11 protein-coding genes are annotated in these 13954 nt (G+C 73.6%); 3 read left to right on the forward strand and 8 right to left on the reverse strand.

Annotated elements, in window-relative coordinates; all coding sequences use genetic code 11:
* Positions 1-248: 248 nt before the first annotated feature.
* Positions 249-971 carry a DedA family protein gene (locus ACZ55U_RS02480; protein WP_465521553.1) on the forward strand — a complete coding sequence of 241 codons (723 nt, stop codon included), beginning with the start codon at positions 249-251 and terminating at the stop codon, positions 969-971.
* A 170-nt stretch (positions 972-1141) separates the two neighbouring features.
* Here the strand turns inward: ACZ55U_RS02480 and pyrE are convergent, their stop codons facing one another.
* The 6 genes from pyrE to ACZ55U_RS02510 all read right to left on the reverse strand — a co-directional run bounded on the left by pyrE (position 1142) and on the right by ACZ55U_RS02510 (position 8073).
* The gene (gene pyrE / locus ACZ55U_RS02485; protein WP_465521555.1) at positions 1142-1678 is read right to left on the reverse strand and encodes an orotate phosphoribosyltransferase; all 537 of its coding nucleotides are present in this window, start codon (positions 1676-1678) and stop codon (positions 1142-1144) included.
* 44 nt (positions 1679-1722) lie between these two features.
* Positions 1723-2805: an SRPBCC family protein gene (locus ACZ55U_RS02490; protein WP_465521557.1), complete on the reverse strand. Its 1083-nt coding sequence runs from the start codon at positions 2803-2805 to the stop codon at positions 1723-1725.
* 283 nt (positions 2806-3088) lie between these two features.
* Entirely contained in the window at positions 3089-4771 is a 1683-nt protein-coding gene (locus ACZ55U_RS02495; RefSeq protein ID WP_465521559.1) for a polyamine aminopropyltransferase, read from the reverse strand.
* Between the two features lie 154 nt (positions 4772-4925).
* Entirely contained in the window at positions 4926-5456 is a 531-nt protein-coding gene (locus ACZ55U_RS02500) for a DUF2617 family protein (protein ID WP_465521561.1), read from the reverse strand.
* A gap of 778 nt (positions 5457-6234) precedes the next feature.
* A complete protein-coding gene (locus ACZ55U_RS02505; protein ID WP_465521563.1) occupies positions 6235-7395 on the reverse strand; it encodes a pyridoxal phosphate-dependent aminotransferase in 1161 nt (386 codons plus the stop codon).
* 120 nt (positions 7396-7515) lie between these two features.
* Complete coding sequence (locus tag ACZ55U_RS02510; RefSeq protein ID WP_465521565.1) at positions 7516-8073, reverse strand: type III secretion system chaperone family protein; 558 nt, start codon at positions 8071-8073, stop codon at positions 7516-7518.
* Positions 8074-8463: 390 nt separating this feature from the next.
* Here ACZ55U_RS02510 and ACZ55U_RS02515 point away from each other — a divergent pair, with 390 nt between their 5' ends.
* Positions 8464-8748, forward strand: a complete 285-nt coding sequence (locus tag ACZ55U_RS02515; protein ID WP_465521567.1) for a helix-turn-helix domain-containing protein — start codon at positions 8464-8466, stop codon at positions 8746-8748.
* 172 nt (positions 8749-8920) lie between these two features.
* Here the strand turns inward: ACZ55U_RS02515 and clpB are convergent, their stop codons facing one another.
* The gene (gene clpB / locus ACZ55U_RS02520) at positions 8921-11527 is read right to left on the reverse strand and encodes an ATP-dependent chaperone ClpB (protein ID WP_465521569.1); all 2607 of its coding nucleotides are present in this window, start codon (positions 11525-11527) and stop codon (positions 8921-8923) included.
* Between the two features lie 136 nt (positions 11528-11663).
* A complete protein-coding gene (locus ACZ55U_RS02525; RefSeq protein WP_465521571.1) occupies positions 11664-12590 on the reverse strand; it encodes a LysR family transcriptional regulator in 927 nt (308 codons plus the stop codon).
* 70 nt (positions 12591-12660) lie between these two features.
* Between ACZ55U_RS02525 and ACZ55U_RS02530 the strand changes: the two genes are divergently transcribed.
* Positions 12661-13773: a TDT family transporter gene (locus tag ACZ55U_RS02530; RefSeq protein WP_465521573.1), complete on the forward strand. Its 1113-nt coding sequence runs from the start codon at positions 12661-12663 to the stop codon at positions 13771-13773.
* Positions 13774-13954: the final 181 nt, after the last annotated feature.

Here is a 13954-nt window from a genome sequence, read left to right on the forward strand (position 1 = left end):
CGGCCCGCCGACGCGCGGCGTTGCGGTGGCTCTCCGGCACGTTCGAGGCGACCTCCGCGGTACGGCCATGAGGGTGGTGTGCCGTTGCGGACCGGACGCCCGTGCCATCTTCCCAGACTCGTGCCCGCTGGTCAGCAGGAGCCCGCCATGCGGAACACCACGGGGTGCGGGCGCGCGACGGGCTCCGGGCGGTCCGGGCGGGGGGTCGGGAGCCGTCGCCGGTCAGGCGCGCCCGCTATCCTGCGCCCGTGGACTACAACCAGCTGGCCGTCAACCTCCTCGACGCCAAATCCCTGATCTCGTCCCTCGGCGCCATCGGGCTGATCGCGATCATCTTCGCGGAGACCGGCCTGCTGGTCGGCTTCTTCTTCCCCGGTGACTCACTGCTGATCCTCGCGGGTGTCGCCGCCTCGAACGCCGCCTCCTCGGTGCTCGGCGACGGCGCCAAGCTGCCGATCGCCGTCCTGCTGATCGGCTGCCCGGTCGCGGCGATCGCCGGCGCCCAGTTGGGGCACCTGATCGGGGTCAAGGTCGGGCCGAAGATGTTCGACAAGCCCGAGTCGAAGATCTTCCGCCGCGAGTACGTGGTGAAGGCGGAGGAGTACTTCAACAAGTTCGGCGCGGGCAAGGCCGTCGTGCTGGCCCGCTTCATGCCGATCATCCGCACCTTCCTGAACCCGGTCGCCGGCACCCTGGAGATGCCCGCCCGGACGTTCTTCCTGTGGAACGTGGTCGGCGGCGTGCTGTGGACCGAGTCCATGCTGCTGATCGGCTACTTCTTCGGCGACGCGCTCGCCCCGGTGATCGACAAGTACCTGATCCCGGCGGTGCTGCTGATCGTCCTGCTGTCGATCTCGCCGATCCTGGTCGAGGTCATGCGCGAGCGAAAGAAGAAGCGGGCGGGCGGTGCCGGGGCCGACGCCGAGAGCCCGGCCGCCCAGGTCGGCAGCGGCCGGCACCGGCGCGGCTGAGCGCGACACCGGCCGGGCGCCCTTCGGCGGGCCGTCCGTCGAAGGGTCGTCCGTCGGTGGAGTGTCCGTCCGTGGGGCGTCCGTCCGTGGACACGGCGAGGGCCGGTCCTGTTTCACGTGAAACAGGACCGGCCCTCCGTCGTTCTCGGCCCTCCGAGGGGCGGCCGGGGTCAGAGCCCCAGGTCGTCCAGGGTGTACGCGGCCACGTACTCCAGGCCCTGCGCCTCGACGGCACCCGCGCCGCCGCGCTCCACGATCACCGCGACGCCGACCACCTCGGCGCCGGCCTCGCGCAGCGCCTCCACGGCGGTCAGCACCGAGCCGCCGGTGGTGGAGGTGTCCTCGACGGCCAGCACCCGGCGGCCCTTCACCTCGGGGCCCTCGATGCGGCGCTGGAGGCCGTGCGCCTTGCCGGCCTTGCGGACCACGAAGGCGTCCAGCTGCCGGCCGCGCGCGGCGGCGGCGTGCAGCATCGAGGTGGCCACCGGGTCGGCGCCCAGGGTCAGCCCGCCGACGGCGTCGTAGTCCAGGTGCGAGGTCGCGTCCAGCATCACCCGGCCGACCAGCGGGGCGGCCACGCCGTCCAGCGTGATCCGGCGGAGGTCGACGTAGTAGTCGGCCTCCTTGCCGGAGGAAAGGGTGACCTTGCCGTGCACGACGGCCTTGTCCTTGATCTGTGCCAGCAGGGCGTCGCGGTCGTTGCTCATGAGCGTTCAGTCTAGGCCCTGAGCACGGACCCGGCGCTCCGGGCTCAGCGCCGGCGCAGCGCCCTGACCAGCACCACGGCACCGCCCAGCAGGGCCACCGAGCCGCCGATCACCCACGGCACCGCGCTGCGGCCGCCGGTGCCCGGCACCACGATCCCGCCGGCCTCGCCGCCCCACCGGGACGCCGCCCGGGCCCGCGCGCTGCGGGCGGGCAGGGCCGGGGCGTACGGGCCGCGCGGCGGGGCGTGGTCCACCTCCTCGGCGGACCGGCCGACGATGCTGCGGCGCACCGGGCCGGTGAGCACCGGCTCCTCCTCGTACGCGAAGAGCGGCTCGGCGGAAAGGTCCTCGGCGACGGCGTCCTCGCCGTCGACGTCGTTCTCCTCGTCCGTGTCCTCCTCGTCGGCGTCCCCGGAGCCGGTGGGCAGACCGAAGCGCTCGGCGTCGGCGTCGGAGAAGGCGATCAGGTCGGAGAGGTCGTCGTCCAGGTCGTCGCCGGGGTGGTCCTGGTGCTCCTCCAGGTAGACCACGTCGGCGTCGGTGCCCGTTCCGGCCTCGGTCTCCTCGGTCTCCTCGGCCTGGGCGTCGGCCTCGCTCTCGGCCTGAGGCTCGGCCTCGGCGGCCTCGTCGCCCGCCTCCCGGTCCTCCTCCCGGCCCTCTTCCCGCTCCTGCGGCTGCTCGCCCCCCGGGGCGACCAGCGTGGCGGCGAAACGGTCCAGCAGGCGGCGGCCGGTGGTGTCGAGGGTCTCCTCGTCGAACTCGGTCAGCCGACCGGTGGCGCTCAGGTCACCGGTGAAGCGGATCGCCGCGGTGCCGGCCTCGGCACCGTCCGCGACGCTGACCCGGACGGTGGCGGTCACCTCACCGCTGCCCCGGGCCTCCTCGCCCTCGGCGAGCACGGTCAGCACGCCCTCCCGGCCCTCGATCAGCGACAGCACGCCCTTGTACGTGATCGTGGAGCCGCCGATCCGCAGCTTCAGCCGTCCGCTGATCTCCTCGGCCGAGCCGGCCCCGACCGCGGCGGGCTCGGTGCTCAGCCCCGGCACACTCCGCGCCAGCAGCGCAGGATCCTGCAAGGCCTGCCGCACCAGCTCGGCGGACATCGGGACGACAACCTCATGCTCCATGTCACGGAGCCTACCGACTGCTCCCCGCCCGGTCCCTACCCACCACCATCAGATTTTCCCCGCCCCACCTGTTCCCTTGGTCGCCGCACCATCGCCCCCGCCGCCGCCCGCGCGGCGCTGACCAGGGCTGGGGGCGGGGCGGGGTTCCCCGTGACCTTCTCCTGTCCCCTGCTTCCTGAATGCCCTGACCCACGCGGCTCCCGGCCCCTGGCGCGCCCGCCCCGGCCACTCCCTCGGGGCCGCGTCGCCCGGCCGAAGCAAGCAGGGCCCCGCATCCCCGGGCTCAGCGGGGCCCGAGGAGGGTGAGGGCGGCCGGCGGGTGGGTGGGGCGGAGGGCCGTGAGGCGGGCGGTGGAGCCGAGGAGGGTCTCGGGGGTGAGGGCGCGGGGCGGCGGGGCGTCGGGGGCGAGGCCGAGCGCGGGCTGGGCGTCGGAGGCGAGGAGGAAGTTCTGGGTGGCGTCCCGCCGGCCGGGGCGGCAACCGGCGGTGGCGCTGCCCGGGACGGCGTACGGGGCGGTGCGCAGGCCCGCCGTGCGCAGACCGGACTCGATCCGCCAGAGGCCGTCCAGGCCGTCCGGGTCAGCCGGGCCGTCCGAGCCGTCCGGGCCGCCTCCGGCGCGGACGGCGATCCGGCCGCCGGGGGAGAGCAGCCGGGCGGCGAGGCCGTAGAACTCCTGGGAGTGGAACTTGACCGGCCCGCCGTCGTCCGGCGCCGGGAGGTCGGTGAGCACCACGTCGTACGGCCCGTCCCCTCCGGAGGCGTCCGCGGCGCGCAGCCAGGCCATCGGGTCGGCCGCGGTGGTGCGGACCCGGGGGTCGTCCAGTGAGCGGTCGCCGAGGGCGGCGAGCGCGGGGTCGGTGCGGGCGAGCCGGGGGAGGACGGGGTCGCCGTCGACCAGCCGGACGGAGCGCACGCCCCGGTGCCGCAGCACCTCCCGCAGGGCGAGCCCGTCGCCGCCGCCGAGCAGCAGAACCCGGGCGTCCGGGCCGCCCGCCATGGCGGGGTGGACCAGTCCCTCGCTGGCCCGGTACTCGTCGGGCCCGCAGACCGCGAGCCGGCCGTCCAGGTAGAGCCGGAGCGGGCCCTCGGCGGGGCCGGTGAGCACGATCTCCTGGTGCCGGCTGCGGGTGGCGTAGCGGACGTCGTCGCCGTAGAGGGCGTACCGGGCGGCGCGTTCGATCGCGTCGGAGCCGGCCGCGGCGGCCGCGAGCAGGGCGAGGACGAGCAGGCAGCCGCCCCAGAGCAGCCGCCGGACACGGGGGGCGGGTTCCTCGCGGAACAGCCAGAGCACCACGGCGGCCCCCGCGACGGCGTTGACGGCGCCGGTGAGCAGTGCGCCGTCGCCGGGGCCGAGGGTGGGCAGGATCAGGAACGGGAAGGCCAGGCCGCCGATCAGCGCGCCCACGTAGTCGGCGGCGAACAGGTCGGCGACGGCCCGTCCGGCGTCCTCGCGCCGGATCCGCTGGATGAGGGTCATCAGCAGCGGGATCTCGGCGCCGATCAGGATGCCGATCAGGCAGGTGAGGCCGACCACGGCCACCTGGTAGCGGCCGATCCAGGCCCAGCAGGAGTAGAGCGCGAGGACGGAGAGCCCGCCGGTGAGCGCGAGCGCGCACTCGACCAGCGCGAAGGCGGTGGCGGGACGGCTGGTGAGCCGCTTGGCGAGCAGCGAGCCGAGGCCCATCGCGAACACCATCACGGAGAGCACGACCGAGGTTTGGGTGACGGTGTCCCCGAGCAGGTAGTCGCCGAGCGCGACGAGTTCGAGTTCGTAGACGAGTCCGCAGGCCGCGCAGACGAACGCGGCCAGCAGGACGGCCAGCCGGGCGAACCGGGGGCTGGAGCGCAGCCGGGATCGACGGCGGGTGGGCAGGAGTGGGGCGAGGCTTCGCCCGGGCCGGGGTGGGGCGCCGTCGTCGAGGTCCACTCGCGGGCGTGCGGGCGGACCGGCCGGATGGTTGATCACGAACAAACGCTAGGGGACGTGCGGGACGGATCGCTGCGCCCATCCGGCGGACAGTGAGCAACGTCAGATTGACGAATCGTTCCTGCGTACGATTCGTACGACCGCATCGGCGGCCCGCCGCCGGATCGGGGGTCCGGTCCGGGCCTCGGGCCGGTCATGCCCCGGACAGCACCAGCGAGGACCGGGTACACACCAGCTGCCCCTCCTGCGGGTAGGCGTGCCAGGTGCGCCAGAGCACCCGGTCCGCGCCGCCCTGGGCGACCAGTGCGGTGAAGGCGCTCGGGTCGCCCGGGAAGACTCCGGCCAGGCCCCGCGGGTGGCCCTCGACCAGGGCCAGCAGTTCCTGGGCGCGGGCCGCGAAGTCGTGCGGCGGCAGCGCCTCGATCCGGGCGGCGAACTCGTACTCCCAGCCGCCGACCTGCTTGGCCACCCGGGCCGGCAGCGGGGTGCGGCGTCCGGGCAGACAGGCGACGGTCTCCAGACACTGGCCGGGGCCCGCGTCGATCACCACCTGATGGGAGGCGCCGAGCAGGCGCAGCTGGAGGGTGCCGGAGGCGCCCTGGCGGTCGGCTCCGTCGAGTCTCAGGTCGCGGACGGCGAGAGCGGGCAGCGGGTCGCCGCCGAGGCACCAGGCGAGGTCACCGGCGCGGGTGTCCGTGTAGGAGGTCTGCAGTGTGGTGAGCATGCTCGGCTCCGCGTTTCAGCTCCGTGCGCGCCCGCCGAGCAGCATCGAGTAGGCCTAGGCGATGGCGAGGCTGTTCGTGGCTGTGCGGCCCTGGGCGCGGCCGGCCGTGGAAGGAAGGATTCCGGCTGGAGATTCAGCAGCAGAGAAGCACGAATACGTCGGGTCCGCCGGTGATTTACCCAACTTTGTCAAGCATTCACCGTTTCGAGCACACCTGCTTCCCGGCTCTGATCGAGCCGGTGTGCGACTCTGCACAGCCCGCGCCCCTATCACCGGATCGCGCGCCGTGTGCGCCGGGAGTGCGCCGTCCGAGTGCATCACACATCGCCGCCCTCCGCGCGCGAGGCGTGGAGGGCGGCGAGCCCGTACCCGGCATGGCGGACCGAATGCCCCTGGAACGGCAAAATAGCAGTCTGATCAAGGAAGTTGAGCTCTCACCAGAACTGGTGTCGGATCAATCGGCATCCCAGTTCGAAGGGCGCGAAAGGGGGCGCGTAGCCCATCATGAGCGCCGCAGACAAGTGACGGGCTCCTGCTCCACCCTGCCCTCATTGCAGCGGGCGAGGCGGACCGAGCCGGTACCGAGGAGGCCGCGAAAAGGATTGTCATGAAAGGGAGTTCGGCCGGCGAGCGGCGAAGTCCCGCAGCGGCAGGGATTTTCCGGAGCCCGGAAAACCGGCGGTGGTACCGGATTCCGAGGCTCCGACAAAGGGAATGGGTCAGGACCCGGTGGTCCTGACCCATTCCTTCCGAACGCCTCGCGGACGGTAGCCGCCCGTCAGAGCTGCCGCAGGCGGGTGACGGCCTCCTGGAGGACTTCGTCCTTCTTGCAGAAGGCGAAGCGGACGAGCGGGCGGCCCGCGTCCGCGTCGTCGTAGAAGACGGCGTTGGGGATGGCGACGACGCCGCAACGGCCGGGCAGGGCGCGGCAGAAGTCGATGCCGTCCTTCTCGCCGAGCGGGGTGATGTCGGTGGTGACGAAGTAGGTGCCCTCGGGCCGGAAGACCCGGAAGCCGGCCGCGGCGAGGCCGTCGACCAGCAGGTCGCGCTTGCGCAGCAGGTCGGCGCGGAGGGCGTCGAAGTACGTGTCGGGCAGCCGCAGGGCCTCGGCGACGGCGTGCTGGAAGGGGCCGGCGCTGACGTACGTGAGGTACTGCTTCGCGGTGCGCACGGCCGCGACCAGGGCCGGGCTCGCGGTGACCCAGCCGACCTTCCAGCCGGTGAAGGAGAAGGTCTTGCCGGCCGAGGAGATGGTGACGGTGCGCTCGCGCATGCCGGGCAGGGCGGCGATGGGGTGGTGGGTGGCGCCGAAGACGAGGTGTTCGTAGACCTCGTCGGTGACGACCAGCAGGTCGTGTTCGACGGCGAGGGCGGCGATGCCGGCCAGTTCCTCGGCGGTGAGGACGGTGCCGGTGGGGTTGTGCGGGGTGTTGATCAGCAGCAGCCGGGTGCGCGGGGTGATCAGCGAGCGCAGTTCGTCCAGGTCGGGGCGGAAGTCCGGGGCGCGGAGGGTGAGCGGGCGGCGGGTGGCGCCGGCCATGGCGATGCAGGCGGCGTAGGAGTCGTAGAAGGGTTCGAGGGCGATCACCTCGTCGCCGGGCTCCAGCAGGGCGAGCAGGGCGGCGGCGATGGCCTCGGTGGCGCCGGCGGTGACCAGCACCTCGGTGTCCGGGTCGTAGGTCAGGCCGTGGAAGCGCTGCTGGTGCTCGGCGATGGCGGTGCGCAGCTCGGGGATGCCGGGGCCGGGCGGGTACTGGTTGCCGCGGCCGGTCAGCACCGCGTCGGCGGCGGCCTGGGCGATCTCGCGCGGCCCGTCGGTGTCCGGGAAGCCCTGGCCGAGGTTGATCGAGCCGGTGGCCGTGGCCAGGGCGGACATCTCGGCGAAGATCGTCGTGCCCATCCCGGCCAGTCGGCGGTTCAGCAGCGGCCTGGTACCCATCGGTGCTCCTCACGGCTCGTCGTCAGGGCCATCCTGGGACAGCCGGGAGCCGGGGGACAAGAACGGCCCGCCACCGGTGCTGACGCGGTGGCGGGCCGGTCGTCGGCAGTGCCGGGAGGATCAGGCCTCGTCGGTGCCCTCGGGGGCCCCGCCGTCCTCGCCCTCGATCTCGTCCTGGAGGCCGAGGCGCTCGACCATCCACTGCTCGAAGCCGACCGCGGCCTGGGTCCAGTTGGCGGTGGTGGTGACGAAGTAGTCCAGGTTGACGCCGGTGCCGACGATCATCTGGGCCTCGCCGATCAGCCGGACCACGCCGTCCTCGTGGGTGTGGGTGTAGACCTTCGGCCAGAGGGTCTCACGGTTCCACTCGTCGATCAGGTCGAGGATCTCGCCCTTCTTCTCCAGCGGGTACGCGCGGTCGTAGAAGGCGCGCACCGCGAAGAGCTCCTTCTGCTCGCCGCGGAACATGTAGTAGACGCGGAAGCCCTCCCAGGGGGCGGTGAGGTCGCCCTCCTCGTCCACGACGTGCTTGAGCTGCATCTGGTCGAGCAGCTGGGCGACGAGGGCCTGGTCCGGGACGATGATCGGCGGCGGGCCGGCCGGCCGCCCGCCCTGGCCGCCGGGCTGGCCGCCCTGGGGGACGCCGAAGGACGGGATGGACGACGGGTCGATGCTCATGGGGGTCCTCTTCCTCAGTGCACGTGGTGGCCGGCAATGAGAGGCCGCCCTTTCCACCTCCCATCCTGCCTCATTCGGGGCTCCGCTCACAGGGGCACCCGAGGGGTCCGTCGATCTTCGTCGGCCGTTCTCCCGGGTGTTTCTGCCGGTACTGCGCCCGCCGTCGTCCGGCGACCCGGAGGGTGGTCCGGCGGGCGGTGGTCACGGAGGGTGCGCGGCGGCGGGGCGCGGTCCGTACGGAGGGTGGCGCGTGAGCCACGTCACGTGTCCGAGCGTGCGGGTTCGCCTGCCGGGCCGGACGGATGCGGTTAGCGTGCGACGCACTCGTATCGTTCAAAACCCGGCCGTGCCGGGTGAGTTGAGCTGTCCTGAGTTGAGGGGGGAACAGAAGTGGGCGGACCGGCGACGGGGGAGGGCGCATCGCTCGGGGCGCTGCTGCGGAGCATCCGACTGGACCGGGGGATGACGCAGGAGCAGCTGGGCGAGGCGACCGGGCTGAGTGTGCGGTCGATCCGGGACCTGGAGCGGGGGGTGTCCTGTCCCCGGGTCTCCACGCTGCGGCTGCTGACCCAGGCCTGGGACCTTCCGGACGCCCAGGTGGCCGAGTTGCACCGGCTGGCGCGCGCCTGGCGGGACCGGTCGCGGCGGCTGCTGCGGCAGGCGGTGGCGGAATAGGGAGGGAAGGCGGAACAGGGAGGGGAGGCGGAACAGGGAGGGGAGGGCGAATTCGGCGCAACAGGCCGAAAGGGTCCAATGGGCCGGATGGGCCGAACGAGCGGTAGCGCAGGAAGGGCCGCCCCCGCCGCCGGAGCGGAGGGGGCGGCCCGTGCGCCGGACGCCCGGCCGGCTACTTCTCCAGCGGCCCCCGGCCGCGGACGGTGAGGTGGTCGCCCTCCTCGTCCCGCTCGACCAGGACGGTGTCCCCGTCGTGCACCGCGCCGGACAGGATCGCCCGGGCCAGCTGGTCGCCGATCGCGGACTGCACCAGCCGGCGCAGCGGGCGGGCGCCGTACGCCGGGTCGTAGCCGGTGAGCGCCAGCCAGTCGCGGGCGGCTTCGGAGACGTCCAGGGTGAGCCGCCGCTCGGCGAGCCGCTCGCCGAGGCGGGCGACCTGGAGGTCGACGATCCGGCTCAGTTCGCCGGTGCCCAGCGGCTCGAAGACCACGATGTCGTCCAGCCGGTTGAGGAACTCCGGCTTGAACGACGCCCGGACGGCGCCCAGCACCAGCTCCCGCTTCTCCGCCTCCGGGGTGGTCGGGTCGACCAGGTACTGGGAGCCCAGGTTGGAGGTGAGGATCAGGATGGCGTTGCGGAAGTCCACCGTGCGGCCCTGGCCGTCGGTGAGCCGCCCGTCGTCCAGCACCTGGAGCAGGACGTCGAAGACCTCCGGGTGCGCCTTCTCCACCTCGTCCAGCAGCACCACGCTGTACGGGCGGCGGCGGACCGCCTCGGTGAGCTGGCCGCCCTCCTCGTAGCCGACGTACCCGGGCGGGGCGCCGACCAGGCGGGAGACGGAGTGCTTCTCGCCGTACTCGCTCATGTCGATCCGGACCATCGCCCGCTCGTCGTCGAACAGGAAGTCGGCCAGGGCCTTGGCGAGTTCGGTCTTGCCGACACCGGTCGGGCCGAGGAAGAGGAAGGAGCCGGTCGGCCGGTCCGGGTCGGCGATGCCCGAGCGGGTGCGGCGCACCGCGTCCGAGACCGCCTGCACGGCCTCGGTCTGGCCGATCAGGCGCTTGCCCAACTCCTCCTCCATGCGCAGGAGTTTGGCGCTCTCGCCCTCCAGCAGCCGGCCGGCCGGGATGCCCGTCCAGGAGGCGACCACGTCGGCCACGTCGTCCGGGCCGACCTCCTCCTTGACCATCGAGGCGGAGGCGTCCTGGTCCGCGGCGCGCTCCTGGGCGTCGGTGAGCTCCTTCTCGGCGGCCGGGATCTCGGCGTACATCAGCTTGGACGCCCGCTCGAAGTCCCCGTCGCGCTGGGCGCGTTCGAGCGCGCCGTGCAGGTCGTCCAGGCGCTCCTTGAGCTCACCGACCCGGTTGAGGCTCTTCTTCTCCTGCTCCCAGCGCGCCGTCAGCACGCTCAACTGCTCGTTCCGGTCGGCGAGATCGCGCCGAAGCCGGGCCAGCCGGTCCACCGAGGCCGGGTCCGACTCCTTCTCCAGGGCCAGCTCCTCCATCCGCAGCCGGTCGACGGAGCGCTGGAGTTCGTCGATCTCGACCGGGGAGGAGTCGATCTCCATCCGCAGCCGGGAGGCCGCCTCGTCGACCAGGTCGATCGCCTTGTCGGGCAGGAAGCGGGAGGTGATGTAGCGGTTGGACAGGGTGGCCGCGGCGACCAGGGCGGCGTCCGAGATCTGCACCTTGTGGTGCGCCTCGTACCGGCCCTTGAGGCCGCGCAGGATGGCGATCGAGTCCTCCACGCTGGGCTCGCCCACCAGCACCTGCTGGAAGCGGCGCTCCAGGGCCGGGTCCTTCTCGATCCGCTCGCGGTACTCGTCCAGCGTGGTGGCGCCGACCATCCGCAGCTCGCCGCGGGCCAGCATCGGCTTGAGCATGTTCCCCGCGTCCATCGCGGAGTCGCCGCCGGCGCCCGCGCCGACCATGGTGTGCAGTTCGTCGATGAAGGTGACGACCTGACCGTCGGAGGACTTGATGTCGTTGAGGACGGCCTTCAGCCGCTCCTCGAACTCGCCGCGGAACTTGGCGCCCGCGACCATCGCGCCGAGGTCCAGCGCGACCAGCCGCTTGCCGCGCAGCGACTCCGGCACGTCGCCGGCCACGATGCGCTGGGCCAGGCCCTCGACCACGGCCGTCTTGCCGACGCCGGGCTCGCCGATCAGCACCGGGTTGTTCTTCGTCCGGCGGGAGAGCACCTGGACCACCCGGCGGATCTCGTGGTCGCGGCCGATCACCGGGTCGAGCTTGCCGTCCCGGGCGGCCTGGGTGAGGTCGGTGCCGTACTTCTCCAGGGCCTTGTAGGTGCCCTCCGGGTCCGGCGAGGTGACCTTGCCGCTGCCCCGGACGTCCTTGAACGCGGCGAGCAGCGCCTTGGGCGTGGCGCCCTGGTGCACCAGCAGCTCGGCCACCGGCCCGCCCTCGGCGGCCAGGCCGACCATCATGTGCTCGGTCGAGACGTACTGGTCGTCCAGGTCGTCGGCGCGCTTGCCGGCCTCGGTGAGCACCGCGACGGTGTCCCGGGAGAGCTGCGGCGCGGAGACCGTCGAGCCCATCGCGCTGGGCAGCGCGGCCGCCTGGCGACGCGCCTCGGTGTCGACCCGGGAGGCGTCGGCCCCGACCGCCTCCAGCAGGGGCCGGGCGATGCCGTCGGGCTGCTCCAGCAGGGCGATCAGGATGTGCACCGGCCGGACGTCCGGGTTGCCGGCCGTGCCGGCCTGCCGGATCGCGGCGGCCAGGGCTTCCTGGGTCTTGGTGGTGAACTTGCTGGCGTCCACTGCTGGGGGGCCTCCCTCGTCGTCCTTCGCTGCTGCCTCGGTGCCGCGCCCGTGCCCTGCGGGGCGCCGGACACCGCACTGTGCTGCGTACAGCATGCACTAAGTTGAGTCTATTCCGCTCAACCTTTTTCGGCACTCACCTTCTCGGTGAACGTTTGGTGGACCGCCGGGTCAGCCCCAGCAGTTCCCGGGCCGGCCCGCCCGGCCGCTGCCCGGCCGGCCACACCGCGCGCAGCGGCCGCCGCAGGTCCAGCTCCGGAGCCAGCTCCACCTCCACCAGCCGCCGGGTGGCCAGCTCCTCCACCACCACCAGCTCGCTCAGGCAGACCGGGCCCGCCCCGGTCATCGCCGCGGCCTTCAGCGCGGTGGACGAGGCCAGCTCCATCCGGGGCCGGGTCGCGCCCCCGTACGGGCGCAGGGCCGTCTCCAGCACCTCCCGGGTGCCCGAGCCGGGCTCGCGCAGCACCAGCGGGGTGGCCGCCAGCTCGGCGCCGGTCAGCGGGGAGTGACGGCGTGCCCATGGATGGCCGGGGGCCACCACGATCATCAGCCGGTCCGTCGCCACCACCGCGCCGGCCAGCCCGGGCCGGGTGGACGGGCCCTCGACGAAGCCGAGGTCGGCCTCCCCGGCCAGGACCTGCCAGGCGACGTCCGCCGAGTTCGCCGTCCGCAGCGTCACCGCCGTCCCCGGGCTGACCTCGGCCAGGGCCAGCAGCCAGCCGGGCATCAGGTACTCGGCGACGGTCAGGCTGGCCACCACCCGCAGCTTGGCGTCCCGCCGGCCGCGCAGCGCGTCGATCCCGGCGTCCATCGCCTGCGCCGCCTCCACCACCTGCCGGGCCCACTCGACCACCAGCCGGCCCGCCTCGGTCGGCGTGCTGCCCCGGGGCGAGCGGTCCAGCAGCGGCACGCCGATCTGCCGTTCCATGCCCTTGATGCGGGCGCTGGCGCTCGGCTGGCTGATGCCCAGCTCGGCCGCCGCCCGTCCGACGCTGCCCAGCCGGGCCACCGCGAGCAGCAGTTCCAGGGCGCCCAGTTCGGGTACGTGCGAGGAGAGGGCCATAGGCCCAGGCTATGCCCACATAAGATCCCGGGCGCTACCGGCGGTCCGCCTCCGGCCCGAAGGTGGGAGCATGTCCACCTTGTCCGACATCCGCCCCCTCGCCCGCCCCGCCGTCCGCTGCCCGCGGTACGACCTCGCCCAGCTCGGCCCCAACTGGTACGCCGCCGTGATGGGCACGGCGATCCTGGCGAACGGCGCCGCCGCCCTGCCGGTGCGGCTGCCCGGGCTGACCGGCTTCGGCGAGGCGATGTGGGCGCTCGGCCTGGCGGCCCTGCTGGTGCTGGCCGGAGCCCGGCTGGTCCACCTCACCCGGCACCGCGAGGCGGCCCGCGCCCAGCTGCTGGACAACCCGGCGACGGCGGTCTTCTACGGTTGCCCGCCGATGGCGCTGCTGGCCGTCGGGCTGGGCACCCTGCTGGTCGGCTCCCGGGTCATCGGCACCGGCCCGGCGGTCGCCCTGGACCTGGTGCTGTGGAGCCTCGGCACCCTCTACGCGCTGGCGGTGGCCGGCGGCATCCCGTACCTGATGATCACCCGGCACCCGGTCTCCGCCCTGGAGGCCAACCCGACCTGGCTGTTGCCGGTGGTCGCCCCGCTGGTCGCCTCCGCCTGCGGCCCGGCGCTCGTCCCGCACCTGCCGGCCGGAACGGCGCGGACGGCCATGCTGTACGGCTGCTGGGCCCTGTTCGGCGTCGGCCTGCTGGCCACCCTGGTGCTGCTGCCGGTGGTGTTCACCGGGCTGTTCCACAGCAAGCTGCCCGCCCTGGTGCTCACCCCCTCGCTGTTCCTGGTGCTCGGGCCGCTCGGCCAGTCCGTCACCGCGATCCACCAACTCGCCGACGCCGCACGGCCGGTGCTGCCCTCGCTGGCGCCCGTGATGACCGACCTCGCGGAGCTGTACGGCGTCGCGGTGATCGGCGTCGCGATGCTCTGGCTCGCCGTCGCGCTGACCGCCAACCTGCGCGCCCGGCGGGCCGGGATGCCGTTCGCGATGACCTGGTGGGCGTTCACCTTCCCGGTCGGCACCTGCGTCACCGGCGCCTCCGCGCTCGCCCGGCACACCGGCTTCGGCGGGTTCGACGCCCTGGCCGTCGGGCTGTACCTGCTGCTGGGGCTCGCCTGGGTGCTCGCGGCCGGCGGGACGGCGGCGGGGCTGGCGCGGGGGCGGCTGCTGGCCCGCTGAGCCGCCGCGGCCGGCCGGGGGTGGTCGGGGGTGGTCGGGGCTGGGCTGGGCCGAACCGGGGGTGGGCTGGGACGGGACGGGATCGGGCCGAACCGGGATCGGACCGGACCGGGATACCGGGCCGCCGGCCGGGCCGAACCGGGGGCGGGTCGCGATGCAGGAACGTGCACGGCGGGCGTGA

The sequence above is a fragment of the Kitasatospora sp. NPDC034533 genome (assembly GCF_055575155.1).